At 53.8% G+C, this 26,500-nt stretch carries 23 protein-coding genes; 11 read left to right on the plus strand and 12 right to left on the minus strand.

Features of this window, described 5'->3' with window-relative positions:
• Window positions 1–13 precede the first annotated feature (13 nt).
• Window positions 14–1,006: a bifunctional diaminohydroxyphosphoribosylaminopyrimidine deaminase/5-amino-6-(5-phosphoribosylamino)uracil reductase RibD gene (gene ribD / locus NG346_RS08240; RefSeq protein ID WP_262280372.1), complete on the minus strand. Its 993-nt coding sequence runs from the start codon at window positions 1,004–1,006 to the stop codon at window positions 14–16.
• A 35-nt stretch (window positions 1,007–1,041) separates the two neighbouring features.
• Here ribD and prmC point away from each other — a divergent pair, with 35 nt between their 5' ends.
• The 3 genes from prmC to NG346_RS08255 all read left to right on the plus strand — a co-directional run bounded on the left by prmC (window position 1,042) and on the right by NG346_RS08255 (window position 3,267).
• Window positions 1,042–1,965, plus strand: a complete 924-nt coding sequence (prmC, locus tag NG346_RS08245; protein ID WP_262280371.1) for a peptide chain release factor N(5)-glutamine methyltransferase — start codon at window positions 1,042–1,044, stop codon at window positions 1,963–1,965.
• 119 nt (window positions 1,966–2,084) lie between these two features.
• Window positions 2,085–2,579: a regulatory protein RecX gene (locus NG346_RS08250; RefSeq protein ID WP_262280370.1), complete on the plus strand. Its 495-nt coding sequence runs from the start codon at window positions 2,085–2,087 to the stop codon at window positions 2,577–2,579.
• Complete coding sequence (locus NG346_RS08255) at window positions 2,563–3,267, plus strand: ComF family protein (protein ID WP_262288586.1); 705 nt, start codon at window positions 2,563–2,565, stop codon at window positions 3,265–3,267. The genes NG346_RS08250 and NG346_RS08255 overlap by 17 nt, the downstream gene beginning before the upstream one ends.
• 145 nt (window positions 3,268–3,412) lie before the next feature.
• On the opposite strand, the gene NG346_RS08260 is transcribed toward NG346_RS08255, so the two are convergent.
• Window positions 3,413–4,327: a helix-hairpin-helix domain-containing protein gene (locus NG346_RS08260; protein ID WP_262280368.1), complete on the minus strand. Its 915-nt coding sequence runs from the start codon at window positions 4,325–4,327 to the stop codon at window positions 3,413–3,415.
• Between the two features lie 331 nt (window positions 4,328–4,658).
• Between NG346_RS08260 and NG346_RS08265 the strand changes: the two genes are divergently transcribed.
• Window positions 4,659–6,539 carry a heavy metal translocating P-type ATPase gene (locus NG346_RS08265; RefSeq protein WP_262280367.1) on the plus strand — a complete coding sequence of 627 codons (1,881 nt, stop codon included), beginning with the start codon at window positions 4,659–4,661 and terminating at the stop codon, window positions 6,537–6,539.
• A 78-nt stretch (window positions 6,540–6,617) separates the two neighbouring features.
• Here NG346_RS08265 and NG346_RS08270 read toward each other — a convergent pair whose 3' ends face one another.
• Together NG346_RS08270 and NG346_RS08275 are read right to left on the minus strand one after the other, a co-directional pair.
• Window positions 6,618–7,070 carry a hypothetical protein gene (locus NG346_RS08270; protein WP_262280366.1) on the minus strand — a complete coding sequence of 151 codons (453 nt, stop codon included), beginning with the start codon at window positions 7,068–7,070 and terminating at the stop codon, window positions 6,618–6,620.
• A 38-nt stretch (window positions 7,071–7,108) separates the two neighbouring features.
• Window positions 7,109–8,245, minus strand: coding sequence for a glycosyltransferase family 4 protein (locus NG346_RS08275; RefSeq protein WP_262280365.1), 1,137 nt, complete (start codon window positions 8,243–8,245; stop codon window positions 7,109–7,111).
• A 147-nt stretch (window positions 8,246–8,392) separates the two neighbouring features.
• Between NG346_RS08275 and NG346_RS08280 the strand changes: the two genes are divergently transcribed.
• Window positions 8,393–9,178: a glycosyltransferase family 2 protein gene (locus NG346_RS08280; protein ID WP_262280364.1), complete on the plus strand. Its 786-nt coding sequence runs from the start codon at window positions 8,393–8,395 to the stop codon at window positions 9,176–9,178.
• 95 nt (window positions 9,179–9,273) lie between these two features.
• On the opposite strand, the gene NG346_RS08285 is transcribed toward NG346_RS08280, so the two are convergent.
• From NG346_RS08285 to miaB, 6 genes are all read right to left on the minus strand, one after another.
• Window positions 9,274–10,296, minus strand: coding sequence for a glycosyltransferase family 2 protein (locus tag NG346_RS08285; protein ID WP_262280363.1), 1,023 nt, complete (start codon window positions 10,294–10,296; stop codon window positions 9,274–9,276).
• A gap of 52 nt (window positions 10,297–10,348) precedes the next feature.
• A complete protein-coding gene (locus NG346_RS08290; RefSeq protein WP_262288587.1) occupies window positions 10,349–11,185 on the minus strand; it encodes an alpha-1,2-fucosyltransferase in 837 nt (278 codons plus the stop codon).
• Between the two features lie 42 nt (window positions 11,186–11,227).
• On the minus strand, window positions 11,228–12,202 hold the full coding sequence (locus NG346_RS08295) for a lysophospholipid acyltransferase family protein (RefSeq protein WP_262280361.1): 975 nt from the start codon (window positions 12,200–12,202) through the stop codon (window positions 11,228–11,230).
• A complete protein-coding gene (locus NG346_RS08300) occupies window positions 12,199–14,190 on the minus strand; it encodes an LTA synthase family protein (protein ID WP_262280360.1) in 1,992 nt (663 codons plus the stop codon). Before NG346_RS08300 ends, NG346_RS08295 begins: the two co-directional genes overlap by 4 nt.
• Window positions 14,191–14,212: 22 nt before the next feature.
• Entirely contained in the window at window positions 14,213–16,069 is a 1,857-nt protein-coding gene (locus NG346_RS08305) for an ABC transporter ATP-binding protein (protein WP_262280359.1), read from the minus strand.
• A gap of 72 nt (window positions 16,070–16,141) precedes the next feature.
• Complete coding sequence (gene miaB, locus NG346_RS08310; RefSeq protein WP_262280358.1) at window positions 16,142–17,545, minus strand: tRNA (N6-isopentenyl adenosine(37)-C2)-methylthiotransferase MiaB; 1,404 nt, start codon at window positions 17,543–17,545, stop codon at window positions 16,142–16,144.
• A gap of 254 nt (window positions 17,546–17,799) precedes the next feature.
• On the opposite strand from miaB, the gene NG346_RS08315 reads away from it, so the two are divergent.
• Entirely contained in the window at window positions 17,800–19,296 is a 1,497-nt protein-coding gene (locus NG346_RS08315) for an oligosaccharide flippase family protein (protein ID WP_262280357.1), read from the plus strand.
• Window positions 19,297–19,620: 324 nt separating this feature from the next.
• On the opposite strand, the gene NG346_RS08320 is transcribed toward NG346_RS08315, so the two are convergent.
• The gene (locus NG346_RS08320) at window positions 19,621–20,328 is read right to left on the minus strand and encodes an outer membrane beta-barrel protein (protein WP_396266792.1); all 708 of its coding nucleotides are present in this window, start codon (window positions 20,326–20,328) and stop codon (window positions 19,621–19,623) included.
• A 175-nt stretch (window positions 20,329–20,503) separates the two neighbouring features.
• A complete protein-coding gene (locus NG346_RS08325) occupies window positions 20,504–21,211 on the minus strand; it encodes an SIR2 family NAD-dependent protein deacylase (protein ID WP_262280355.1) in 708 nt (235 codons plus the stop codon).
• A gap of 125 nt (window positions 21,212–21,336) precedes the next feature.
• Here NG346_RS08325 and NG346_RS08330 point away from each other — a divergent pair, with 125 nt between their 5' ends.
• From NG346_RS08330 to NG346_RS08350, 5 genes are all read left to right on the plus strand, one after another.
• Window positions 21,337–21,918, plus strand: coding sequence for an FKBP-type peptidyl-prolyl cis-trans isomerase (locus NG346_RS08330; protein ID WP_262280354.1), 582 nt, complete (start codon window positions 21,337–21,339; stop codon window positions 21,916–21,918).
• Between the two features lie 51 nt (window positions 21,919–21,969).
• Entirely contained in the window at window positions 21,970–22,848 is an 879-nt protein-coding gene (locus NG346_RS08335) for an FKBP-type peptidyl-prolyl cis-trans isomerase N-terminal domain-containing protein (RefSeq protein WP_262280353.1), read from the plus strand.
• Window positions 22,849–22,948: 100 nt separating this feature from the next.
• Complete coding sequence (locus tag NG346_RS08340; protein WP_262280352.1) at window positions 22,949–23,959, plus strand: FKBP-type peptidyl-prolyl cis-trans isomerase; 1,011 nt, start codon at window positions 22,949–22,951, stop codon at window positions 23,957–23,959.
• Between the two features lie 179 nt (window positions 23,960–24,138).
• On the plus strand, window positions 24,139–24,600 hold the full coding sequence (locus NG346_RS08345) for an Lrp/AsnC family transcriptional regulator (RefSeq protein ID WP_154533109.1): 462 nt from the start codon (window positions 24,139–24,141) through the stop codon (window positions 24,598–24,600).
• A 76-nt stretch (window positions 24,601–24,676) separates the two neighbouring features.
• Window positions 24,677–26,500 (plus strand): gamma-glutamyl-gamma-aminobutyrate hydrolase family protein, encoded by a 1,824-nt coding sequence (locus NG346_RS08350; protein ID WP_262280351.1) that lies wholly within the window; start codon window positions 24,677–24,679, stop codon window positions 26,498–26,500.

Raw genomic sequence — 26,500 nt, forward strand, 5'->3', positions numbered from 1 at the left:
AAAAGAAAGCTGCTCAGACCTTATGAGCTGTTTTCCTATAGACTCGGACGATCTGTCCGTCATAGCCGTGCTGGCTCTCCAGCTCTATGCCTTCGGGCAACTGTGGCGCACGCACACCGGCAGCGAGCGTGAAGGGAGCTGTCTCCACGCGTATCTCGTCCCACAACCCACGGTCGAGGAAAGCCTGTAAAGTCTGAGCACCGCCTTCGACAATCAGACTCTGTTTACCCTCGGAATAGAGATATTCGAGCGCGCTGTCGATGCTGTCGAAAGCCCGGAAGCCCTCGGGAACACCCTCACAATGATGCGTCAGCACAAGACGCTCGGGATCGCGACCGGCCCACAGACGTACGTTGAGCCGAGGATGATCGCCATCGAACGTACGGCGACCGACGAGGATGGCATCGTTCTCCGCCCGCAGCTTATGTACAAGCATCTGAGTGAACGGCGACGAAAGAGCGACTTGTCGCCCGCCCTCGCCACTGATGAAGCCATCGGCCGACTGTGCCCATTTCAACAGAATGTAAGGACGATGGTGCGTATTGAACGTGATGAATCGCTTGTTCAACGCCAAACACTTTTTTTCCAACACGCCGACAGTAACCTCAATTCCCGCGTCGCGCAGCTTCTTTACGCCACGTCCCTGCACCTTGGCAAAGGGATCGATGCATCCACAAACCACACGGCGCACATGCTTGCTGATGATCAGGTCGGCACATGGTGGTGTTTTACCCCAGTGACTGCAAGGCTCCAACGATACGTAGACGGTGGCCTCGCCAAGCAGCGCCTCGTCCTCAGGCTTCACGGAAGCGAAGGCGTTGACCTCAGCATGTCCCTCACCGCAGCGTACATGGTAGCCCTCACCGATGATGCGGCCGTCGCTGCTGACGATCACCGCGCCGACCATAGGGTTCGGCTTGGCGTTCTGCCTTCCGTTGGCGGCAAGTTCCAGACAGCGCCGCATGTATTTTTCATCTGTTTCCTTGTTGATTTCCTCAGTGTTCATAGTCCGAAATGCTATTCTTTTATTATCTTTGCACTATGACTTATCAGCAACTATGGCATCAGCTCACGCCTCTCTACGCCGTAGAGGAGGCGCAGGCCATCACCCGACTGGTGTTGGAGACGACCTTTGGCTTCAGCCTCACTGACCTTGTCTGTGGCAAAGTTAGTGAATTATCGGCAGACAACGAAACAAAGCTGCATGAAATATGGCAGCGGCTGGAGGCCGGCGAGCCCGTACAGTATGTGCTTGGCAAGGCCGACTTTTACGGTCGCTCGTTCCGTGTGGCACCCGGCGTGCTCATCCCGCGCCCCGAGACCGAAGGCTTGTGCCGCCTGGTCTTGGACGGCCTGCCCACCGGCACGCATGTTCTTGACATAGGCACCGGATCGGGCTGCATCGCCATCACCGTTGCTTTGGAAGCCACGCAAACCCAAGTGGAAGCCTGGGATATCAGTGAAGAAGCCTTGCGACAAGCGCGAGACAATGCCTTTCGCTTAGGTGCGCAGGTGCTCTTCCGACAAAATGATGTACTCGCGGAGGCAAGAAAAGATGTGCTTACAGAAGCGAGAGGAAACGTGCTTTCCGAAACAAAAGAAAACGTTTTTGCGGAAGCGAGAAAAGGAGAAGAAAGTGAAGAAGTCAGCCTTTACGACTGCATCGTCTCCAACCCGCCTTACATTGCCGACAAGGAGCGCACGACAATGGCGCACAACGTGCTCGACTACGAGCCGTCAACAGCACTCTTCGTGCCCGATGACGACCCACTGCGCTTCTACCGTGCTATCGCAGAGCTGGGGCAAAGACGGCTGCAACCCGGTGGCCGTCTTTGCTTCGAGATCAACCCACTCTATGCCGAGGCACTCCGCAGCCTGCTGGTCTCTTTAGGCTATGAAGCAGTGACAATCCGCGAAGACATCTACGGCAAGCAGCGGCTCGCGACCGCAAGAAAGCAAGGATAAGCTAAAGCATCAATAACGCTGATAGCATCGATAGTGCATATAGTCTCTATAGTTTCTATAGATACTATAGTCTCTATAGCTTCTATAAAATCTATAAAATCTATAAAAGGAAAACGACCATGATCAACGAGGAAACCGCGCGAGCCACGGCAAAGCTCGCCGCCCTCTGTGCCAAAGCCGAGCACTGCACGGGCGAGATGGACAAGAAACTGCGGCAGTGGGGCATCAGCGCCGAAGACCGGCAAACGGTCATCGACTATCTCGTGACCAACCACTATGTCGACGACAGCCGCTATACCGAGGCCTTCGTCGAAGACAAGATACGCTTCAACCAATGGGGACGCCGCAAGATCGAACAGGCGCTCTACGCCAAAGGCGTGTCGGCTGATGTCTACACGCCTGTGCTCGACCGTGTGCCCGACAGCGCTTATCTCGAACAATTGAAACCGTTGCTCCGCGCCAAGTGGCCGTCCATCAAGGCCGGCAGCGACTACGAGCGCAGCATGAAGCTCATCAAGTTTGGCATGGGACGAGGCTATTCGCTCGACCTCATCCGACAGTGCATCGACAGCGTGAGCGAGGAAGATCTCGACGGCGATGGCGAGTTGGATTGACCGTCTGCTCGACTTCGTCTTGCCGCGATTCTGCCCTATCTGTGGGCGTCGGCTGTCTCTCAACGAGCCTCAGCTCTGCTCGTCCTGCCTGCTCGAACTACCATACACGGGATTTCTGGAGCGTCCTTACGACAATCTGATGGTCGACAGGCTCTATGGCAAGATACGGAACTTCGAGCGCGGTGCCTCCTTATTCTATTATATGTATGACGACCGCCGCAACTTCCTCTTTGACTTGAAATACCACGACCGCCCCGAGATGGGACTTTGGCTGGGTGAGGAAGCCGGACAGCAGATGTTGCAGACGGGCTTTCTCGACGGCATCAACGCGATCATACCCGTGCCGCTGGCAAAAACAAGACTGCGGCAACGAGGCTACAACCAAAGCGAGCTTCTCGCACAGGGCATCAGCAAGGTAACCGGCATACCGGTTCTCACTCACGTGGCGCGCCGCACGACGTTTGCCAAGAGTCAGACCCGGCTAAGTACTGCACAACGTTTTGAAAACGTAAAAGACGCCTTCCAGCTCGTTGATGCCGACGTAATCCGTCACCGCCACGTGCTCATCGTCGACGACGTAGTCACCACGGGAGCCACCACCACGGCACTGGCCTCTCAGCTATCTTTGGCAGGCGATGTACGCATCAGCGTCTTCTCGCTGGCTATCGTCAAGCAGCATCACCGGTAAGACAAAGGTAAAATGCTACATACAAAACAGCAAAAAGAAGTCCTATATATATAATAGGTATATCGTTCAACTTTAATATCAACATATCAAGAATTTGAGACTTTGTTAAAGGATAACATCTTCCGTTTAGCCCGAGCTTTGAAACCTAAAACGTCACATAGGGCTCCAGTCGCTTGATCTCTTCCGGCGGGAAGTCCTTGCAGAGTCTCAGATCATTCAGACTATGAATAGGCCCACGCAACCGGCGATAGTCCACAATAGCCTTAGCCTGATAATAGTTGATATAAGGATGGTGCTTCAGCTCGCCCAATGTCAACGTGTTCACATTCATCTTACGCACGCTGCCCAAGGCTATCTTCAGATAAGGGATAGCCGTCTTTGGGAATTCGTCGTCGATCTCCATCAATTGACTTTGTGAGACGAAGCCACCCAAGCGGTCACGATAATTGATGATGCGCCGTGCCCAGTACGAGCCAATTCCCGGCACGCGTTTCAGCAAGTTAGTGTCAGCGAGATTCAGGTTCACGTGTTCCGTTGCGCTGAGTTTATGAGGATAGTCATAGTGCCGTATGGTGTCATTCTCAGTACGTATCGTCCGCGCAGCCCCACCGCCGTATTCGCTCTTCTCATATCCATAATAGTCCGCCGCCGGCTGATAATCGCTTCCGATACGGATATACGGCGCCAGTTCCTCATATTGTTTTTTTGTCAGCCCGTAGAGCCTTGCAAAGTCTTCCTTCCTGCGGAAGACGCCGCCTGCCGCCCGGTATTTATAGATGCTGCGTACCTGCCAGGGCTGTAGTCCCAGCCTCAGCAGTTGGGTGCTGTCGGCAGTGTTTGGGTCAAAGGCAAAGCAGGCATGACGAGACATTGGCCGGGCATAGATGAAATTTCCATTCCGATCTTTTGTCGCCACGGCCGTCGAGTCTGCCGATGCTGTCGTATCCGCACCGTTGCCGCCCACAAGAAACATCAAGACGATGCCTGTCAAGGCCAGTGTCAAAAGAAAGACCATCACCAGTCTGTCGCTATGATTATAGATATAATGCTTGCTCTTCATTCTTACTACCGTTTACTGTTTAACCGCAGCACGGTCTCGCCATGCCGATTCCTGCTTGCAAATATACAATTTTTATCTCTTACATTGTCATTCATAAAGGCAAAAAGATAGAAAGAGAATCAATATCAGCGACAATACTTATTGATTTTGACTGTTCATGCCCTCATTTTGTCTTGTTTCGTTCCTTGCAGCATTTCACTCCCCTCTCCTTGGGAGAGGGGAACGGGGGTGAGGCTTTTGGAGAGGGGTACGGGGTGAGGCTCCACTTTGCAACCCGGTTGCACGCCAAACTTCTTACCTTTGCACCCAGAAACATAATATGAAGAAAGCGATGAACAAGAAACTGCTGAGAATCATTCTGTCTGCCGTGCTCCTGCTGGCTGCATGGCTCGTGACCCGTAATATAGCGATGCCCGTATGGGGACAACTGCTGGTATTCCTCGTTCCCTATCTCACCGTAGGCTACGATGTGCTGGGCGAAGCATGGGAAGGTATCCGCGAGGGCGACCCGTTTGACGAGGACTTCCTCATGGCTGTAGCCACCATCGGCGCTCTGCTCATCGGCTTCCTCCCCGGTGCCGAACCACAGTTTCCCGAGGCTGTCTTCGTGATGCTGTTCTTCCAAGTCGGTGAACTCTTTGAGGACTATGCCGAGGATCGCAGCCGAGAGTCGATCACCAAGCTCATGGATATCCGTCCCGACACCGCCAACGTAGAGCGCGGAGGCCAGGTCACCGTCGTGGCGCCCGCTGACGTGAAGGTCGGCGAGACCATCGTGGTGAAACCCGGCGAGAAGATCCCACTCGACGGCACCGTCATTGAGGGCAGCTCCAGCCTTGACACTGTAGATCTCACCGGCGAGAGCATACCACGCGGCGTAGACGTTGGCGGTGAGGTCATCTCCGGTTGTGTCAACATCTCCGGCGTGCTGCGCATCAAGACCACAAAGAGTTTCGGTGAGTCCACAGCCTCTAAGATCGTAGACCTCGTGGAGAACGCCAGTACCAACAAGTCGCGGAGCGAGACGTTTATCACCCGTTTTGCCCATGTCTACACGCCCATCGTGGTGTTCATGGCGCTTGCCCTGGCCTTCATCCCACCCTTCTTCGCCTCGAGCTATGCCGACGCCTTCGGCACGTGGCTCTATCGTGCGCTGACGTTCTTGGTGGTCAGCTGTCCCTGTGCGCTGGTCATCTCTGTGCCTCTGACATTCTTTGGCGGCATCGGCGGAGCGTCACGTCGCGGCATTCTCATCAAGGGTGGCAATTACATGGACGTCCTTGCGCGCTGCTCCACAGTGGTCTTTGACAAGACCGGCACGCTGACCAAGGGTGTCTTTGCCGTTGATGCCGTTCACCCCGACCGGATGGATGCCAACGAGCTGCTCCATCTCGCCGCCCACGTGGAGCGTTTCTCTACCCACCCCATCGCCGCGGCACTGCGCCAGGCCTACCCCGACGAACACGACAACTGCCGCGTCGAGAACATCGAAGAGGTGGCAGGCTATGGCGTGCAGGCCATGGTCAACGGTCACCGCGTCTGCGTGGGCAATGAGAAGATGATGCGTAAGGTGGGTGCCGAAGTGCACAGTTGCGTGAAATGTCAGGGACACGTGGGTACCGTGGTGCATGTTGCCGTCGACGGAAGCTACGCCGGACATGTCGTCATCTCCGACCAGGTGAAGCCCGACGCCCGTGAGGCGGTGACCAGCCTGAAGCGTCTTGGCGTACAGCGCACGGTGATGCTCACCGGCGATCATGAGCAGGTGGGAATGTTCGTAGCCGACGCGCTCGGTCTCGACGAATATCACGCAGGACTGCTGCCTGCCGACAAGGTGGAGCATGTAGAGCGCCTGCTGCGTGAGAAACCAGCGGGAACAAGTCTTGCTTTTGTCGGTGACGGTATCAACGACGCACCGGTCTTGGCGCGCGCCGACGTAGGCATCGCCATGGGAGCCTTGGGCAGTGACGCTGCCATCGAGGCCGCCGACGTTGTTCTCATGGACGACAAACCGTCGAAGATTGCCGTAGCCATCCGCGTGGCGCGCCACACGCTGCGCATCGCCCGCCAAAACGCTGGCTTCGCCATCGGCGTGAAAGTCGCCATCCTCGTCCTCGCCGCCTTTGGTCTGGCAGGCATGGGTCTCGCCGTCTTCGGTGATGTCGGCGTGATGGTCCTCTGCGTGCTCAATGCCACACGGGCACTTAGATAAGCAGAGGCTTAACATACTTTGCCGATAGGCGGCAAGTCCGTAAGACTGTTCCGCTCTGTCTATTTCTTGAAATAGCGGTTAAGGCAATCCATTGCCTGATTGAACTGCTTTCACGTTGACATGATAGCCAGAAAGCGGACGCAGATGCTTGTCGGTAATTGTCAGCGAGCCGTCGCCCTCTTTCTTCAGAATCACGTCGCCGGGAGCGATAAAAGCATGTATGTTGTAGCTTTCGTTCAAGAGTGTGTTGATGAAGGGCGGACTGACATGGCCGCTCTCCATGCTGTTCCAATAGATCGACGGCACACTGAAGAACATGCCGAAGATGGAATAGCGCGTACCGTTGGAACTGCTAAAATGGTTGTGGTACCACTGATTGTCCATGGCAAACTGCCAGGCCACGGGCATCGTTTCCTTGGTCAGCGTGCGGCCGATCTTCTCATGATGGGTCAGCGCCCAAGGCAGACAGAACACCAAGAACACGGCGAGGTTGATCAGCGCAGCATGAGACAGACACGAGGTGACAACCATGCGCTGTCGGGCTTGTCTTTTCTTGCTATTTCTGCCTCTCAGCGCCCCAGCACCCTTCTGTACTCTTCCAGCATCTGCTCTGCCACACGGTTGCCCTCGAAGCGACGGACATATTCGCTGCCACACTGAGCCACGCGCCGGCGCTCGTCGTCATCGGCGAGCAGTCGGTTGAGGGCCGCCGCCATGGCATCGCTGTCGTCGGGATCTACATAGCTGTTGTCAGGTCCGCCGGCCTCTTCCAGGCACGATCCCGTGGCAGCCACCACAGGCAGTCCACTCTGAGCAGCCTCGATGACGGGCACGCCAAACCCCTCGTAGCGCGAGGGATACACAAACACGTCGGCCATCTGATAGAGCGCAGGCAGGTCGGCATTGGGCACGCCGTGGAGCAGTACGATGCGGTCGTCGACACCATGGTGGGCGGCATACTCCATTACCTCATTGGTGTAGGACGTCTTGCGCCCGATGATGACCAGACATTCACGGCGGGGCAGCTGGGGCAGGGCTTTCACGGCGAGCATCACATTCTTGCGCTCCTCGATGGTGCCGACATTGAGGATATAGTGCTCGGGAAGCGCATAGCGACGCCGCACGGCCGCCCGCTCACCGTCGCCGGCGGTGCGCCGGAAGTCGCTGCTGCAGTTCTGATAGATGACATCAATGCGGTCGGCAGGATAATCGGAGTAGTAGAGGATGTCGCGCTTGGTGCACTCGCTGATGGCGATGATGCGGTCGGCCTCGCGCAGCGTGCGGTAGAACTTGCGGCGATAGAGCATCACGTCGAGCCGATGATAGTATTCGGGATGGCGCAGAAAGATGAGGTCGTGGATGGTCACCACGGTCTTGATGCCCGAGCGACGTATGCCCTGGGGCAGTTCGCCGGTGAGTCCGTGATACAGGTCGATGCCGTCGCGCCGCAGATCCGCCACGATGCCCTTGCCGCGCCAAAGATCTTGAGCCAGTCGCCAGTGCTTGCCCGAATAGGCAAACCGCAACCGCGCAGACGTATGAACCTGACTGCGCAGGTCGGCGCGCCCTTCGTCGGGGGCATAGAGCACGAGTTCGGGACAGTCACTGCTACCGGTCAGTGCATTGACCAGATTGCGTCCATAGCTTCCTAAGCCCGACGCATTGCGCACGATGCGCTTCGCGTCCATTCCTATTTTGATGTTCATGCTACAAAGATAACGATTCTTTCCCAATAAAGTAGTGGGAAGAAAGGAAAAAATAGGGAAGTGTTTTGCTGTTACAAGATAATTGCTTATTTTTGCAAGTACCCAAAGAAAACACATGGAAGAAAGATAAACAACCAAATGCACGCGATGAACAACAAGATATCAGTGGTGATCAACACCTACAACGCCGAGCGACATTTAGCGGAAGTACTCGACAGCGTGAAAGACTTCGACGAGATCGTGGTGTGCGACATGGAGAGCACTGACCACACCCGTGACATCGCGCTCACCCGGGGATGCCGCGTGGTGACGTTTCCCAAACGTGACTATGTTTCAGCAGAGCCTGCCCGCACCTATGCTATCCAGCAAGCTTCCTACCACTGGGTGCTGGTGGTGGATGCTGACGAAGTGGTGCCTTCAGAACTACACGACTATCTCTATCAGCGCATCGCCACTGACGATTGCCCACAAGGACTGTATATCCCACGCCGCAACCGCTTCATGAACAAGTTGAAGAAAGGCACGCCAGGCGATGAGCAGTTGCGCTTCTTCGTCAAAGAAGGGACGGTGTGGCCGCCCTATGTCCATACCTTTCCGCAAGTCAAAGGCCGCGTGGAGCATATTCGTTGGCAACCGGGGCTGAATCTCGTGCACCTGGCGGAGAATTATGTCAGAGACGTGGCTGAAAAAAACAACCGCTATTCCGACAACGAAGTGGAGAAGCGCGCCAACAAGCACTATGGGGTGGCCGCCCTGCTGTTGCGCCCATTGTGGCATTCCTTCCGCGACTATGTTCTCTCCGGCGGGTTCCGCAATGGCATTGCCGGACTGATCCACAGCACACTGATAGGCGAATACCAATTCCTGTTAGTTGCCAAGATCATAGAGCGCGACTTGCTCAATAAGCGAAAAGAAGAAAAAGAAAGCCGCTGATACCAACAACACCCTTATAATATATAGACCGAACAGTGACTTTTTCTTCACATGAGCTGGAAGCCTTCTGACAAGAAGACTTCCCACCCCTATCATTATTTTCGCCTCAACTTTCTTTTCAATTTGGGGATAGGTTTGGAGAACAGCGAGGTCGCATCGATCACACGAATAAACGCTTTAGGACTCACGCGCATGATGCATTGACGAAGATAGTATTTGGTACCAAGACTGACTGGAGAGTACCAGGGAAAAGCCTTGATGGCTCTGCGGATGTCGTGGACGACTTTCATCTTCTCATGAAAGCTGACATTGCTGCGCGAGATGTCCTTGCACAACTTCAGAAAGACATGAATGGTATAGGCGTCTACTTTTTTCTGATGCTCTTCCAACAAGTGATTACGACGTAGAAAATCATAGCGGTCCAAAACCACTCGGAACAGTGTCGTATTGATCTTCAGACTTCCTGTGCTATGGAGAATACTGCCGGGACGCTGCCGGTAATGATAGAGTGGCTCATGCAGCAAAGTGATCCTCTTGGCGTGCGACATCCATTTCAGGATGGTTGAGTGATCCTCAAAGATGTCGCAATAGATGCGCTCCTGAGGTATATTGCGTTTCATCATATAAGTCCACATGTAGCACGGAATGCGATCACAATAGATGCGAAGCAATGCCTCGGCGGTGCTGAGGTTTTCTATATGCTTTCCATGCGTATGACAACAGGTCTGCTTGTCTCCAGTATTGCAATAGTAATCGATGATAACCACGTCGCTTTGCTGCTGTTCCATGGTCTCCATCATGCGTTGCAGCAGATTGGGCTCGAGCCAGTCATCGCTGTCGGCAAAATAGATATATTCTCCCGTGCAGACATCCAAAGCATGCTGCCGGGCCAAAGCAAGGCCCTGGTTCTTTTGATGAATGACCATTATACGCCGGTCACGCTGTGCATAGTCATCACAGACAGCAGAGCCGCCGTCGGTACTGCCGTCGTCGACCAAATAGAGCTTCCAGTCCCGGAACGACTGCGCAAGGATGGAATCAAGAAATTGAGGCAGATAGGGCTTTACCTGATACACTGCGGATATAATACTTACCTTTTCATTCATATCTTTACTCATAGTCTTTATCGTCATATCCCTATGACATGTCAGCGGAAAAAAATCCCCCCGATCAATGTATTCTTCTGAAGAGTTCGTCAAAACAGCTGAAGCTTTGTGGACTAAGCAGGATGTCGGGATCCTCAATCCAGTAAAGTGGCGTGTCATGATACATCGAGGCGACAAGGGTAAACGTGCTGGGAGCACCGATGAGCGCGTCGCAATGCGAGAGCAGACAGAGATCCTCACCGGGATTGCCATCGGGGAAGCAAACATTCTCCGCTCCTAATGCGTCGACATACAGCTGCCTGTTGAGCTGAGGATCATTGCCACAGATATAGACCATCACGCGGCGGTCGGCATTCAAGGCCATCGCCTGCCGGATGATGTTCAGGTATTGCTCGTCGGTGTAGAGGTAACGTCCGCCTTGCCAAGTGGCATAATCTCCACGACGGATGTGCACGCCCAAACGTATCACGGCGCCAGTTCCCGACGAAGCAGCGCCCTCCGCATCACGCATGCGCAGGGCCACCGTAGCCTCGACATCATCGTGGAAAGCAAAGAGGCGGATGATCTCCTGCTTGTATTTCAGAAAGAGATCGTAGAAGCGGACGCCCCAGCCCTCTGCCACACAATGGCGATGGCGGAGCAACGCTTGTTCCTGCTGTGTCGTGTCGCCTTCGTGGAGGGGAAAGGTGACGACGGGCAATAGATGGAGCTTCGCGCCGTATTTGCCCATCAGATACCAGACCATACTGTGATGGGGCGTGTCGCAGATATGGAAATAGCGGTATTTATAGGCGAAGCGCATGGACAACGTGGCACGGTGGTGCTCGCGTCCCCATGCATAGAGATGAGCATATTGCAGGATGTTGTTACACATCCGTCCTTTATCCCTGACAAATATCATAGGCTGTTAATGACTGTCTTATTGTTTGAAAGCGGCGATGTATCAGTTGATTCCTTTCTCGCGCTTGATGACATCAAGGTCGCGCAGATCCACCTTGCCCGTGGCGGCATTGTATCGGATATTAAATTCCTCGCGTGTACGCTTCCATCGGTTGTGACTCCAGAGATAAAGACTGGGCTGCTCACGAATGTTTTCCTCCAAAAGCCGGAAGTAAGCGTCAGTGATCTCAAAGTCCTTGCTCTTCTTGGGCTCCAGCGTGATGAGCTTCATCTCGCAGGTGTAATAGCCGCGCCGCGTCCGCCGCATGTAAGCGTAGAAGCAGGCTTCGTTGGTGTGCTTGGCAATACGCTCGGCACCCGTGAGCACCGGCGTGTCGTGATGCAGGAAGTCCACCCAGTGATGGATATTGTTCCAGAAAGGCACTTGGTCAGCAATATAGCCCACGACGATAGCGCGGTGGGTTTTGCCGAAGCCAATGATACGACGCAAGGACTCCATCATCGGGATGCACAGCGCATGTTGACGTTCACGCGCACGAAGGAAGAGACTGTCGAAATAAGCGTTCTCCAAGGGATGGTAGATCTCGCAGCACTGTACGTCATCGGCCACCCATAAGGGCAGCGAAGTCATGTATTCCCAGTTGAAGAGATGACCGAGATAGACGGCAATGCTCTGATTGTTGTCCAGACACTGCCAGAAACTTTCGGGTGCCGAAATGTGCATGCGTCGCTTCAGCTCCTTCTTGCTGATGGTCATCATCTTAATGGTTTCCATCAGATAGTCGCAGAACTGACGGTAGAAGGCATGCTCCATCTGCCGCAACTCCCGCTCGCTTTTCTCGGGAAAACTTTCGCGGAGATTCTTCCAAATCACTCGGTGACGGTAATGCACCAACCGCCCCGCAAGGAGATAGAGCAGGTCGGAGAACACATACAGCACGCAGAAAGGCAGCAGCGACAGCAGATACCATAGTCCCGCCACGATGAGGTAAGCAATATAGCTAAAGAACTTTTTCATGGGTGCAGTCTGTCATGGACCATACGATACATATACTGATAGATGATCGCCTTGAGCTCGCGCTCCATCTGTGCCTGTTGGGGCACGCGACCAACGAGGTTGTGCTGCATCAGCAGATCGGTGAGCTTATACATGCCCACGACTTTGTTGCCGTCGAACTGCATGGTATAGCCGTGCTTGACATACTGATAGATGCCGTTGAGATAGTTGACGGCATAGGTGTCATCGTCGGGCGTGGTGAGCAGGTTGCAGCCAAAGCTGAGGAAGGGCTTGTTATAGCCTAAAGCACCGAGCACCGTCGGCAGGATGTCGATCTGCTGGGCAATGGCATTGCGCATACCGGGCTTGACGAGCTTGGCCGTAGGATCGTAGACAATGATCGGTGAGCAGAAGCCGCCGATGTCGGTCTGGTATTGCTGGTGGTCACTGAGATTGGTGTGGTCACTGGTCAGCACAAAGATGGTATTCTTGAACCACGGCTGCTTCTCGGCCTCACGGAAGAACTTGCCGATAGCCATATCGGTATAGCGGATGCACTTGTGGATGACAATGCCCTCCTCGGGATACACCTTTTTATATTTGTCGGGAATGACATAAGGCGTATGCGAGCTCACCGTGAAGCAAGCCGACATAAAGGGCTGCTTCATCGTGCCGAGCTTGGCACACCAGTATTGCAGGAAGGGCTCGTCCCAAATGCCCCAGTGACCGTCGTACTGCTTGTCACCGCCAAAACGGCTGTCCTGGTCGAAGTCCTGACGGCCATAGTATTGCTGGAAGCCCACCTTCTTGGAGAAAGCCAGGAAACCCATCGAACCACGGTTGGCACCATGGAAGAAAGAAGTGGTGTAGCCCTCCTTGTCGAGCAGACCTGCCATGCTCGTATAGCTGTTCATCGATGATGGCGTGAGCACAAAGGGCTCCTTGAACATCGGGATGCCACAGAGCACGGAAGGCATGCCGTCGATGCTCTTGCGACCGTTGCAGAAAGAGTAATACCACACGGCACTCTTCTCGATGAGCTTGTCGACATTGGGCGTATAGCCCTTGTACTTTCCGCCAAAATACATCTTGTTGAGTCCGCCGATATACTCGCGGCCGAAACTTTCAACAATAAGCACCACCACATTCTTGCGCTTCATCGTGTCCGGTGCATTAACGGTTTGCCGATTGTGAATCGGCGTGAAGACCTTGCCGGACTCATCGAGACTGGTATAGTAATTGGGCACCTCAAACACGTCTTTGTTGACCGTACGAATCAGTGAGAAGGGTGTGTTGAGCACCAAAGCACACTCGGTGGGGCGGTCTACATACTCGTTGGCATTGTTGATGGTGATCGGACGGATGCCCGAAGCCCAGCCACCACGGCAGGCTCCCACGGTCATATAGCCCGTGAATACCAGCAACACGGTGTAGACACCCGTATATATCAACCGCTGCTTCACGGTGAGCAACTGCTTGGCATCGGTTCGCGGCATGACGTAGAGCTTCCAGGCAAGCCACACGACTGCGATGGCCAGCAGAAGCAGATACCAGTGACCTAACAGCTCTCCCCAGAAGACATCTCCCAGGTTGGTCTCATTGCGGAACTCATGGAAGACGCTCGTCGTGGTGCGGCGCAAGGTATAGGGGAAATAGACCGAGTCGCACAGGTTGATGACCAGTGCTATCGTATTTACCACGATGAACAGCCACTTGCACACCTTGTGATAGACAGGAGTCTCCTTCAGCCAGAGGGGGAAGAGCATCATCAATATGTAGAGAGAATTGGTGTAGGCTATGGCCGACTTGTCGAAAGGCAGAGAACCGGCAAACAGACTGCACAGATGGCTGAACGTCAGATCCTCTGAAAAGTAGCTGTAGTTTTCCAACAGAAATTCCACTCGGGCGATGAAGTACATGCCCAAAGCTATCAGCAGATTCAGTAACAAGGCTACAAACGGACCTATCCATCTGCATGAGCTTATCTTAGAATTGTGAAATCTTACCATAGAACTTATATTTTATAACTTTTCAACTTTGCATGTCGTGAAGCTTATGATAATAACCATCATTTTTCATAAGCTCGTCATGGGTACCGCTCTCTACGATCTCTCCCTCATGGATGACGTAGATCATATCGGCGTTTTTGATGGTTGACAGACGGTGAGCAATGGCGACGGTGGTACGTGTCTTCATCAGTTTGAAAAGCGCATCCTGCACCAAACGCTCGCTCTCGGTGTCGAGGGCGGAAGTGGCCTCATCGAGGATGAGGATGGGAGGATTCTTCAATATGGCACGCGCTATGCTGATACGCTGCCGTTGGCCACCGGACAGACGGCCGCCACGGTCACCGATGTTGGTGTCGAAGCCATGCTCCGACTCCATGATGAAGTCATAGGCATTGGCGATCTTCGCCGCCCTGATAACGTCTTCCTTGCTGGCGTTGTCTACGCCGAACGTGATATTATTATAAAAGGTGTCGTTGAAGAGGATGGCCTCCTGGTTGACATTGCCGATAAGCTCACGAAGATCGTGGATACCGAGATCCTTGACATTGATGCCATCGATGAGCACCTCGCCTTCCTGCACATCGTAATAGCGCGGAATGAGATCTACCAGCGTAGACTTGCCACCACCACTCTGGCCTACCAAAGCGATGGTCTTGCCTTTGGGAATGGTCAGATTGATATGTCGGAGCACCCAGTGTTGGTTTCCGTTATCATCGTGATTGTAGGCAAACCCTACGTTTCTGAACTCGATGTCATGCTCGAAGCTGTGGATGTGTACGGGATGCTTGCTTTCCTTGATCTCTACCTCTGCCTTGAGAATCTTGTCGACGCGCTCCATGGAGGCAAGGCCTTTGGGGATGTTATATCCGGCTTTGGAAAACTCCTTCAGCGGATTAATAATCGAGTAAAGCATCACCAGATAGTAGATAAACTTGGGACCGCTGAGCGTATGGTTGTTGAGCACGAGGATGCCGCCTACCCAAAGCACGATGATGATCATCACCGTACCAAGAAACTCGCTCATCGGGTGAGCAAGCTGTTGTCGGATATTCACGCGCATGATGTCGTCGCGGTAGCTGCTGTTGATGCGGTCAAAGCGTTGGTTCATCTTCTCCTCAGCGCAGAAGGCTTTGATGATGCGCAGCCCGCCCAACGTCTCTTCTACCTGACTCATCGTGTCGCTCCACAGTCCCTGTGCCGTCATGCTGCGCGCCTTGAGCTTACGGCCGACAAAGCCCATGAACCAGCCAAAGATCGGAACAAAGACAATGGTAAACAGCGTGAGCTGCCACGACACGACAAGCAGTGCCGTGAAATAGGCAATGATCAAAATAGGATTTTTAAACAGCATGTCAAGGCTGGCCATGATGCTGTTCTCGATCTCCTGCACGTCACCACTCATGCGGGCGATGATGTCGCCCTTGCGCTCCTCAGAGAAGAAGCCGAGGTGCAGAGAGGTGATCTTGCGGTAGAGTTGGTTACGGATGTCGCGCACCACACCCGTACGGATGGGGATGACGGTAGCCGAGGAAAGGAAGTAGGCTCCTGTCTTCAAAGCCGTCATGAACGCAAGCAGCAAGCCGATGGCCAGCAACGTATTGGCAGAACCATACTCAGCAATGAAGCGCTCTATATAATAATAGGCGTTGTTGGTGAGCATGTTGGTGAGCTCACCAACCGAGTGCACACTGTCCCAGCCGATAAGGCTCGTGACCTGCTTGACATCCGATGTCTTGAACAGGATTTGCAAGATGGGGATGAGCGTCATAAACGAGAAGATGTTCAATATCGCGGAAAGGATATTGAACACGATGCTCAGCACCAGATACTTCTTATAGGGCGGAACGAAGCGCCGCAATACTTGCAGGAATTCTTTCATAAACAATATTTTGCTTCTTGGTCCTTACCATGTTTACGCTACTAAAACTATGGACAGACAACCCTACAACTGTTATTCGTTGACGACTTCTCCCATGAGTGTGGCTGATGATGAGCCTGTGATGCGCACCATGACGCGCTCGCCGGGATGGTGGTTGCCGCGCGCGATGACGACAGCCTTGTTTTGTGGTGTGCGGCCCATAAGCTGATCGTGGGAACGCTTGGCATAGCGCTCGAGGAGCACCTCAAAGGTCTTGCCCTCATCGAGCTTGTTGCGCTCGGCCGAGATCTCGGTTTGCAAGCGGATGAGCTCATTGAGACGTCGGATCTTCTCTTCCTCGGGCACGTTGTCGGGCAGGTGCTTGGCAGCGTAGGTGCCGGGACGCTCGCTGTATTTAAACATGAAGGCGGCGTCAAAACCAACTTCACGCACGAGGCTCATCGTCTCTTGGAAGTCCTCCTCGCTCTCGTCGTGATAACCCACAAAGATGTCTGTCGTCAGTCCACAGTCAGGAATGATACGGCGGATGGCAGCCACCTTGTCGAGATATTGCTGGCGCGTGTACTTACGGTTCATCAAGTGCAACACCTTGTCGCTGCCACTCTGTGCGGGGAAATGAATATGGTTGCAGAGGTTGGGCTCATCGGCGATGGCGTGCAGGATGTCCTCGGTCATATCCTCAGGATTGGACGTGGTGAAGCGCACACGCATGTCGGGTACGCTCTCGGCCACGCGCCGCAGGAGTTCGGCAAAGGAACATACGTGGAGCTCGGTGCCGTCGGCCTCGTTGATGATGATGCCGTTGTCGGGTCGCTGGCCGTTGGGCAGCAGTCCATAGCTGTTGACGTTCTGTCCCAGAAGGGTGACTTCCTTGAATCCTTTATCGTGGAGGTCACGTACCTCACGCAAGATGCTCTCCACGTCGCGCGAACGCTCACGGCCACGGGTATAGGGTACGATACAATAGTGGCAGAAGTTGTTGCAACCGCGCATGATGCTCACAAAGCCACTCACATGGGCCGGACCCACACGCAGAGGCATAACATCGCGATAGGTCTCGGTGGTGGAGAGCTGCACGTCCACGGCAGGCTGACCAACCTCTACGGCTGCCACCATCTCGGGCAAATGGAGATAGCTGTCTGGACCACACACGAGATTGGCGTGATGGTTCTCGATCAAGTCGTTCTTCACGCGCTCGGCCATACAGCCCAGCACGCCGAGGATCGGCTTGGGATACCGGGCTTCGGGATTGTCGTGGGCGTGACGGCGCTGCTGAGCGAAAAGCGTGTCAAGACGATGATAGATCTTGTTCTCGGCATTCTCGCGCACCGAGCAGGTGTTGAGAAACACCGCGTCGGCATCTTCTTCATTGTCAGTGGGTTCGTAACCGGCCATCTGCATGACGGAGGCAACGACTTCGGAGTCGGCTACATTCATCTGGCAGCCATAGGTCTCGATATAGAGTTTCTTGCTCATTCTGTATATGCGTATATAATAAGACTGCAAAGTTACGAATAATTCCGCTGATATACAAAACTTTAGTCGTTCTTAGGCGGGCTTTATCAAGAAATCTCAGCGAAAAGATGTACCGTTGTAATGACATTGCTTCCGTTGAAAAGCAAAATTAACCGCCAAGAGGTTAACATTCTCTTCACGCAAGAGGATTGATACCAGCCAAAATTGACACGCCTTATATAATAATAAGGAGTCGTGAACGTTTTAATAGGGCTATGTCAAAGAAAGAACGTTTCGACAGTTATTCCCATATCCTTAAGTACATCGGCCTCTTTGGTGGTGTGCAGGCATTAAGTATTGGCGTAGCACTGGTGCGCAACAAGCTGGTTGCGCTCATCCTTGGTCCAGGCGGTATGGGACTTGTCTCGTTGTTCAATTCCACGGTAAGTCTGGTTGCCGACCTCTCCAGCTTCGGCATCGGCCTCAGCGCCGTGCAGGAGATCTCAAAGGCCTACGAACAAGGTGACACAGAACGCATATCGCGGGCGGTCAACGTTGTGCGCTATTGGAGCGCCGTACTGGCATTGTTGGGCACCGTGATCTGCATTGTGCTCAGCCCGTTTCTCAGTTGGTTCACCTTCTCCTGGAATGGCCACACCCTCCACTTCATCTGTCTCTCTCCCATCGTGGGGCTCTCGATCCTCACCCTTGGCGAGACTGCCATCATCAAAGCCGTACGCGTACTGCGCCGCTTGGCTATGGTGACCTTCTACAACATTGTGGGCGCGCTCATCGTCTCGGTTCCCATCTATTATTTCTGGGGAATGAAAGGCATAGTACCCTCATTGGTGCTCATGGCCCTTATCCAGTTTCTGCTTACCATACATGTTTCTTACCATCTCTATCCCCTTCGCCTGCATTTCTCCAAGGCTCTCTTCCACGACGGACTGGGGATGATCAAGCTCGGAACAGCCTTTGTCGTCGCCGGACTATTCACCTCCGGTACCGACTTCTTCATTCGCAGTTACCTCAATAATATCGCCGGACTGGACATCGTAGGCCTCTACAATGCCGGCATCATGATGACCTTGACTTACGTGGGCATGGTTTTCTCAGCCATGGATACCGACTATTTCCCCCGGCTGTCGGGCATCAAAGACTTAGACGTGACCTTCAACACCACTGTCAACCGTCAGATCGAGATGATTTTCCTGCTGGTCTCGCCTCTCCTCGTGGCCTTTATCATCTTTCTGCCCATCATCGTCCCACTCCTCTACAGCGGTAAGTTCCTGCCGGTACTCGGCATGGCGCAGGTCGTGGTCCTGGCGATGTATTTCCGCGCCGTGGAAGTTCCGATAGAATATATCACCCTTGCTCGTGGCGACTCGCTGTCCTATCTTCTCATCCAAGCCGTCTATGCCGTTCTCTTTGTCGGCCTCGTCATCGTGGGCTATAGCCATTTCGGACTTGTCGGCGCCGGTGTTGGCGTCACGCTGACGACTTTTGTCTATCTCGCCTTCATCCTCCCCTTCTCCAAGTCAAGGTATGGCTTCCATCTCTCTCCCAGCGTCATCGGGTATGTCGCGGCCCAGTTGCCAATCGGTCTTCTGGCTTACACCGTTACATTTGTCGACCGTCCGATTGTCTACTGGCCGTCGGGCATTGCTCTCTGCGCGGTCAGCACACTCATCAGCCTGCATTTCATCCGCAAGAAAACCCACCTATGGGAGAAGGTGGCTGGAAAATTTAAAGTGATGATCAAGCTTTGGTAATCATCAGAAAACAGAGGGTGTATCATAATTAAGTTTTATGGTGCATCCTGCTTTCTGTATTTGGCAAGACGGTGGTTGACCTCGATGATCCTGTTGCCCTTGATTGAGTGGGTTTGAAGCTGCATTCTTGTGGGGTCGAAGCTATGTTCTTGCGGGGTCAAAGCTATGTTCCCAATGTTGTAACGCTATAGAAAAAGATCGTTCGCTACGCAGGGAATGATTAAAATCTACGCAGCGAACCATCATTTGTAAGGCAGTAAAAACAAGCGTTGAAAATCTTGCTAAATTTCTTCTCTTAGTTACTGTTGTTTACTTACTATCACGTCAGAACGTCACGCCGACATTGAGGTTGAAGCAACCCGTGCGGGTGTCCTCGAAATCGTAGTGACCAATGTTTGCCAAACCGATATCATAGCTCACGCCGAGGTAGAGCATTTGGAAACTCACGCCACAGCCAAGGCGCAGACCACCGTCAAAACGCTTGAAGCTCGCCTGATCGTCACTGAAACTGGAGTAAGCCTCGCGGTGACCATAGTCCTTGATCTTGCCACCTACACCTACAGCCAGATAGCCGCCGGCAAACGGCTCCACCGAGATGTCGGGCGTAGCCTGGTATTTATATTTCAGCAACAGCGGCAGTTCAAGATATTCCAAACGGTAGGTAAACTTATTGCCGTCGTAGTTGCCTTTACCGCCTTTCTCCACATAAGAGAGGCCGGTCTCAAAGAACAGCGGGGCCGAGTTGGTGAGCTGTGTACCGACCACGGCACCCACGTCCAGTCCCGTGCGCGCGTCGCTACCATCAAGTACGGCAGCATCGGAGTTGACCGTAGCCACCGCCATGCCCAGGCGGAAGCCATAGTAGACATTGTTGCCATAGCCGTAGACCGTACGGCCATCATTGTAGCGCCCATGCTGACGGTAATACTCAGCACGCTTACTGGGCGGAATAGGACGCCCGTCGGGATAATATTGTGCTGCGGCAGGCAGCGTCAGCAACACGGCAAAGGCCAGAAACAGAATCTTTTTCATCTTTTCCATATTACAATACGATTGATACTGACCAACCTAAAGGCGGTCTATGTGATAAACATCACAAAGATAGCCCTTTTCCGGCATCGCGCCCGCGGGGAAAAGCCTATTTACCGATAGGCTTTTCCCTCTTTTTTCTCTCTTTGGCAACCATCTTTCTTGAAGTATAGCTTCCTTATTTCTTGAAACCCAGCTTCTCGCAGAGCTCCTTCATTCCCTCTGACGCACCTTTCTGAATGTGCGTGAACTTACCATTAGGCGCATTGAACACCGGATCGGGATCGATCAGATAGACCGGACATCCCTGTGGCGCGTACTGCACGAGTCCGGCAGCAGGATAGACATTGAGCGATGTGCCGATGATGACAAAGATGTCGGCTTTCATCGCCTCGCGCGCTGCTGGTTCAAGCATCGGCACGCTTTCGCCAAAGAAAACGATGAACGGACGGAGCAGCGAACCGTCGCCGGCCTTGGTACCGGGCGCCACGTCGCTGTGCTCGGGCGTGAGTTGCTGGATATAGCGTTCGTCGTAGGGATCGATACTCGAGCACACTTTGGTCAACTCGCCGTGCAGGTGGATGACATGCGTGGAGCCTGCCTTCTCATGAAGATTGTCCACGTTTTGTGTCAAGACGCTGACATCGTAGTCCCTCTCCAAGGCAGCGACAAGCCGGTGTCCCTCGTTGGGCTCAGCCTGCCAAAGCTTCCGGCGCAGCATGTTATAGAAGTTTGTCACCAATGTGGGATCAGCCTCCCACCCTTCGTGCGAGGCTACCTGCTCTACCGGATAGTTCTCCCACAGTCCGTCATTACCACGGAACGTCTTAAAACCACTCTCTACCGACATACCGGCACCAGTAAGGAAAACAATTTTCTTCTTCATCTTCTTATTGCCTTTAGAACTGTTATTATACCACAAAAATAATATTTTTTTCGCAATATGCCGCTTGTTCACAATTAAAAATAGTATCTTTGCATATTATTTATAATTAGCTTCAAACAATAGAAATGGACAAGACAAGTTACGCGCTGGGCATGAGCATTGGTCATCAGCTCCAGCAGATGAACGCAACCGAACTGAATATCGACGATTTTGCAAAGGCCATCCGCGACATCTTTGCCGGAGAAGCTGCCATGAGCGACATGGACGCTCAGACTGCCGTGCAGGCTTTCTTCCAGCAGAAAGAGGAAGAGCAGGCCAAGGCCGCACAGGCCGAGGGACAGAAGTTCCTTGAGGAGAACGCCAAAAAGCCGGGCGTGGTCACCCTGCCCAGCGGATTACAGTATGAAGTGCTGCGCGAGGGCGACGGCAAAAAGCCTAAGGCTACCGACCAGGTGGAGTGCCACTACGAGGGTACGCTCATCAACGGTCAGGTCTTCGACAGCAGCTATCGTCGTGGCGAGACAGCTACTTTCCCCCTCAACCAGGTCATCAAGGGCTGGACAGAAGGCTTGCAGCTCATGCAGGAGGGTGCCAAGTACCGCTTCTATATCCCTTACACACTCGGCTACGGAGCCAACGGTGCCGGTCAGGCCATTCCGCCTTATGCAACACTGATCTTCGACGTTGAGCTCATCAAAGTGAAGTAAGTCGAGCTCATCAAAGTGAAATAACAAAGATACAGAATAAAACATCAACTAATGAAAAGTTTGAAAGTATTGGCTGCTTTAGCCATCGCCGCTGCCACATTCTCCGCTTGCGGCAATTCCACTCCCAAAGCCAACCTCAAGACCGACGTCGACTCTCTGAGCTACGCCATCGGTCTCGCACAGTCGCAGTACGTGCGTCAGGCCATCCAGCAGGGTCAGGTTATCGACACAACCTACATGGATGAGTTTGTGAAAGGTATCAACGAAGGTGCCAACGCCGGCGACGACAAGAAGCGCGCCGCCTATATCATGGGTCTGCAGATCGGTCAGCAGATCGCCACACAGCTCGTCAAGGGCGTCAACCACGAAGTCTATGGTAACGACTCCACCAAGACCATCTCGCTGAAGAACCTCCTCGCTGGTTTCGTCACGGGCGCCACAGGCAAGAAAGGCCTCATGACTCCGGAGATGGCTAACCAGGTGGCTCAGACCAAGATGGAGATCATCAAGAGCAAGACCATGATGAAGGAATACGGTGCCAACAAGGTTGCCGGTGAAAAGTTCCTCGCTGCCAACAAGAAGAAACCGGGAGTTGTCACTCTGCCCTCCGGCCTGCAGTACAAGGTCATCAAGGAAGGACACGGCGCTATCCCGACAGACACCACTACCGTGACGGTCAACTACGAAGGCCGCACCATCGACGGCAAGATCTTCGAAAGCTCCTACACCAACGGTCAAGGCCCTGTCACCATCCAGCCCAAGCAGTTCATCCCCGGCTGGACACAGGCGCTGACCCGTATGCCCGCAGGCTCTGTCTGGGAGGTCTACATTCCTCAGAGCTTAGCCTACGGCGCTCGTGAGGCCGGACAGATCAAGCCTTTCTCTACTCTCATCTTCAAGATTGAGTTGATCAAGGTAGGCGGCAAGTAATCATCCCGCCGTTCCTGTCACGACAATACATTCACCCCCTCCAGGCTGCACTCCCCAAGGAGACAGTCAGAAGGGGGATTTTTAAAACCAATACACAACAATGAAAAAGATTCTAACCATAGCCACGCTGATCGTCTCAGCTCTTGCCATCCTCCCCGCTCAGGCTGGCAACAACAAGAAAAACAAGAAAAAAGACAAGAAGGCCGAGGCCTGCACCGAAGCTTGCTGCGCGCCCGTGAAGCTCACCTCCTCTGCCGACTCCATCAGCTACGCCGCCGGCTACGCTGCCACACGTGGTCTGATGCCTTACCTGCAACAGCGCATGCATGTCGACACAGCGTATATCAACGAGTTTGTACGCGGTTTCCGTGAGGCTGTCGCCAAGGCCAAAGACCCCGCCTACGTTGCTTACCAAGCCGGAACAACCATCGCCGAGCAGGCCTCTGGGAGCATTCTCCCGGGTATGGGACGTGAGTTCAAGGACACCAAAGACTCTTTGCAGAGCAAACTCTTCTATGAGGGCTTCCTCGCTGGCGTCAAGGGTGACACCACTATATATAAGGAGGCAACAGCTTCTAAGTATTTCGAGCAGAAAGCCGAGGCTGTCCGCAACGCCAAGAACGCTGCTTGGAAAGCCGAGAACGAGAAGTGGCTCGCCGACAACGCAACGAAGCCGGGTGTAGTCGTTTTGCCAGACGGACTGCAATATAAGGTGCTCAAGGCCGGTAACGGCGCCAAGCCGACAGCCGACCAGACCGTAGAGGTGAAGTACGAAGGCAAGACCATCGATGGTAAAGTCTTCGACGCTACCGAGAAGCATGGCGGTAAAGCCACCGACAGCTTCCGTTGCGACCAGGTCATCAAAGGCTGGACTGAGGCACTGACCAACATGCCTGTAGGCAGCAAGTGGGAAGTGTATATCCCACAGAACCTCGCTTACGGCGAGAGAGAAGCCGGACAGATCAAGCCCTACTCTACCCTGATCTTCACCATAGAACTGGTGAATATCGAGCAGCCCAAAGCCAACGACACTAAAGCCGACAGTGCCAAGAAAGCGACTCCGGCCAAGAGTGCACCTGCTAAAAAGGCAATCAAGAGAAGACGGAAATAATATGCTGTTTCTATACAAACAGCTATATAATAAGGTGTAATCGCAAGCTAAAAAGATTCACACCCATTACTAAATGCACGAATATTGCAAAATATTCGTGCATTTTGTTGTTTATCTCGTTTTAATTACCTACTTTTGCTTATTGGAAACAAGTTAGACAAATACAATTACCTATGCAGATGGACAAAATCGACAACTTGGATAAGAAAATCCTTTCTATCCTCTCAAAGAATGCACGTATTCCTTTCAAGGACGTAGCAGCCGAGTGCGGTGTCTCGCGTGCCGCCATTCACCAGCGTGTACAGCGCCTCATTGACAACGGAGTGATCCTCGGAAGCGGATTCGACATCAATCCCAAGAGCCTGGGATACAGCACCTGCACCTACGTGGGACTGAATCTGGAGCGTGGATCGATGTACAAGGACGTGGTCAAGCGCCTCGTCAACATCCCCGAGATCGTGGAGTGCCACTTCACCACAGGCCCCTACACCATGCTCATCAAAGCCTACGCACGCGACAATGAGGAGCTCATGGATCTGCTCAACAACAAGTTGCAGACCATCCCCGGCGTTGTCTCTACCGAGACGCTCATCTCCCTTGAGCAGAGCATCAAGCGCGAGATGCCAGTCAACCATGACTAATTAGCAACCAACGTTTCTGATTTGCCTATGCGCAGAGCCCCCACAGACGAGCTCTGCCATGGCGATATTAGGTCGAATGAAATTCAAAAGCTTTTCTTTGGCGCAAAACCTCAACGAGGTCTACGCCTCCTTCCCCGAAGCGAAGCAGAAGCCGCTCATCGGTCTGACGACCAATTTCAGTGACGGCGACGCCACGATTCGGGACAGATACTATATGCAGGTGGTCAAAGCCGGTGGTACGCCGGTACTCATCCCACCTGTTGACGACAACGACACACTTGTCAACACACTCGAGCATCTCGACGGACTGCTGCTCACCGGTGGCGCTGACTTCAACCCATTGTGGTGCGGTGAGGAACCGGCACCGCAACTCCACCATATCAACGCGCAGCGCGACCGCGCCGAACTCATGCTTACCCGGCTGGCCTACAACCGTCAGATACCTATGCTCGGCATTTGCCGCGGCATACAGACGCTGGCCATGGCGCTCGGAGGAAAAGTTCGGCAGGACATCGCCCTGACCAATACCGACCGCATGAGCAGTCCCGTGAAGCATTCGCAGGACGCTGACCGCGAGGAGCCGACCCATTCGGTGGAGCTCGCCGAAGGCTCCGTGCTCGCCAATCTCTATGGCAGCGGGCGCATCTATGTCAACTCCTTCCACCACCAGGCGGTAGGAGATCCGGGCGAGAAGTTCCGCGTGACAGCAAAAGCGCCTGATGGTGTCATCGAGGCCATAGAGAGCACAGAGTTCAAAGGCATCATGGGCGTGCAGTGGCATCCCGAGTGGCTCGGCGAGGAAGGGCAGCCCGTCTTCCAATGGCTCGTCAGAGAGGCTGAGCTGTTCCACCAGACCAAAGAGCTCCACGAGCGCATCCTGACGCTCGACACCCATTGCGACACACCGATGTTCTTCCCCCAGGGCGTGCGTTTCGACCAGCGCGACCCGCGCATTCTCTACGATTTGCACAAGATGACCGACGGCCGTCAGGATGCCGTCATCATGGTGGCTTATCTGCCCCAGCCCAAGCTCGGACAGCAATTCTCGCAGACTGTCGACATCGCGGGCATTCTCAAGCACAATCCCGACATGCAGGGCATCAACAGCCAGTTGTCGCCGATGGCCTACGCCGACCTGATCTTCGACAAGCTCGAGCGCATCGTCGACGAGCAAAGTCAGTATATCAGCGTGGCCCGCACACCTGCCGATCTCTACGAGGACAAGCGGCAGGGACGCAAGAGCATCATGTTTGGCATTGAGAACGGACTGGCTCTCAACCACGATGTCGCCAATGTGCGCCACTTCGCCCAGCGCGGCGTGGTCTACATCACGCTTTGCCACAACGGCGACAACGACATCTGCGACTCGGCCCGCGGCTGCAACACCCACAACGGTGTGTCGCAGTTTGGCGAGAAAGTCATCCAGGCTATGAACGACGAAGGCATCATGGTCGACCTCAGCCACGCTGCCGAGAAGTCGTTCTACGACGCCCTTGACATCAGTCGCACGCCGATCGTCTGCTCCCACAGCAATTCGCGCGCACTCTGCGACGTGCCCCGCAACCTCACCGACGACCAGCTGCGTGCCCTCGCCCGCAAAGGCGGTGTGGCTCATATCACGCTCTACCATGGCTTCCTGCGCAAGGACGGCGAGGCCACTGTGCTTGATGCGATCGAACATCTCGAACATGCCATCGACATCATGGGCATTGATCATGTGGGCATTGGCACTGACTTCGACGGCGACGGCACCGTGCGCGGATGCGCCGACGCGTCGGAACTGATCAACTTCACCATGCAGTTGCTCCGCCGCAGATACAGCGAGCGTGACATCGTGAAGATTTGGGGCGGCAACTGGCTGCGCGTCATGGCTCAGGTGCAGGCCGTCCGCAACCAATAA

The sequence above is a fragment of the Hallella absiana genome, from assembly GCF_025457485.1.
In the GTDB taxonomy this organism is placed as follows: domain Bacteria; phylum Bacteroidota; class Bacteroidia; order Bacteroidales; family Bacteroidaceae; genus Prevotella; species Prevotella absiana.

Coding starts and splice junctions, on each gene's coding strand:
- NG346_RS08295 (WP_262280361.1), bottom strand. CDS start 12,202: ATGAAAAAGTTCTTTAGCTATATTGCTTACCTCATCGTGGCGGGACTA.
- NG346_RS08250 (WP_262280370.1), top strand. CDS start 2,085: ATGATCAACGAGGAAACCGCGCGAGCCACGGCAAAGCTCGCCGCCCTC.
- NG346_RS08320 (WP_396266792.1), bottom strand. CDS start 20,328: ATGAAAAAGATTCTGTTTCTGGCCTTTGCCGTGTTGCTGACGCTGCCT.
- NG346_RS08325 (WP_262280355.1), bottom strand. CDS start 21,211: ATGAAGAAGAAAATTGTTTTCCTTACTGGTGCCGGTATGTCGGTAGAG.
- NG346_RS08335 (WP_262280353.1), top strand. CDS start 21,970: ATGAAAAGTTTGAAAGTATTGGCTGCTTTAGCCATCGCCGCTGCCACA.
- NG346_RS08280 (WP_262280364.1), top strand. CDS start 8,393: ATGAACAACAAGATATCAGTGGTGATCAACACCTACAACGCCGAGCGA.
- NG346_RS08345 (WP_154533109.1), top strand. CDS start 24,139: ATGGACAAAATCGACAACTTGGATAAGAAAATCCTTTCTATCCTCTCA.
- NG346_RS08350 (WP_262280351.1), top strand. CDS start 24,677: ATGAAATTCAAAAGCTTTTCTTTGGCGCAAAACCTCAACGAGGTCTAC.
- NG346_RS08300 (WP_262280360.1), bottom strand. CDS start 14,190: ATGGTAAGATTTCACAATTCTAAGATAAGCTCATGCAGATGGATAGGT.
- NG346_RS08305 (WP_262280359.1), bottom strand. CDS start 16,069: ATGAAAGAATTCCTGCAAGTATTGCGGCGCTTCGTTCCGCCCTATAAG.
- NG346_RS08270 (WP_262280366.1), bottom strand. CDS start 7,070: ATGGTTGTCACCTCGTGTCTGTCTCATGCTGCGCTGATCAACCTCGCC.
- NG346_RS08260 (WP_262280368.1), bottom strand. CDS start 4,327: ATGAAGAGCAAGCATTATATCTATAATCATAGCGACAGACTGGTGATG.
- NG346_RS08265 (WP_262280367.1), top strand. CDS start 4,659: ATGAACAAGAAACTGCTGAGAATCATTCTGTCTGCCGTGCTCCTGCTG.
- NG346_RS08275 (WP_262280365.1), bottom strand. CDS start 8,245: ATGAACATCAAAATAGGAATGGACGCGAAGCGCATCGTGCGCAATGCG.
- NG346_RS08330 (WP_262280354.1), top strand. CDS start 21,337: ATGGACAAGACAAGTTACGCGCTGGGCATGAGCATTGGTCATCAGCTC.
- ribD (WP_262280372.1), bottom strand. CDS start 1,006: ATGAACACTGAGGAAATCAACAAGGAAACAGATGAAAAATACATGCGG.
- NG346_RS08290 (WP_262288587.1), bottom strand. CDS start 11,185: ATGATATTTGTCAGGGATAAAGGACGGATGTGTAACAACATCCTGCAA.
- NG346_RS08285 (WP_262280363.1), bottom strand. CDS start 10,296: ATGAGTAAAGATATGAATGAAAAGGTAAGTATTATATCCGCAGTGTAT.
- prmC (WP_262280371.1), top strand. CDS start 1,042: ATGACTTATCAGCAACTATGGCATCAGCTCACGCCTCTCTACGCCGTA.
- miaB (WP_262280358.1), bottom strand. CDS start 17,545: ATGAGCAAGAAACTCTATATCGAGACCTATGGCTGCCAGATGAATGTA.
- NG346_RS08340 (WP_262280352.1), top strand. CDS start 22,949: ATGAAAAAGATTCTAACCATAGCCACGCTGATCGTCTCAGCTCTTGCC.
- NG346_RS08255 (WP_262288586.1), top strand. CDS start 2,563: ATGGCGAGTTGGATTGACCGTCTGCTCGACTTCGTCTTGCCGCGATTC.
- NG346_RS08315 (WP_262280357.1), top strand. CDS start 17,800: ATGTCAAAGAAAGAACGTTTCGACAGTTATTCCCATATCCTTAAGTAC.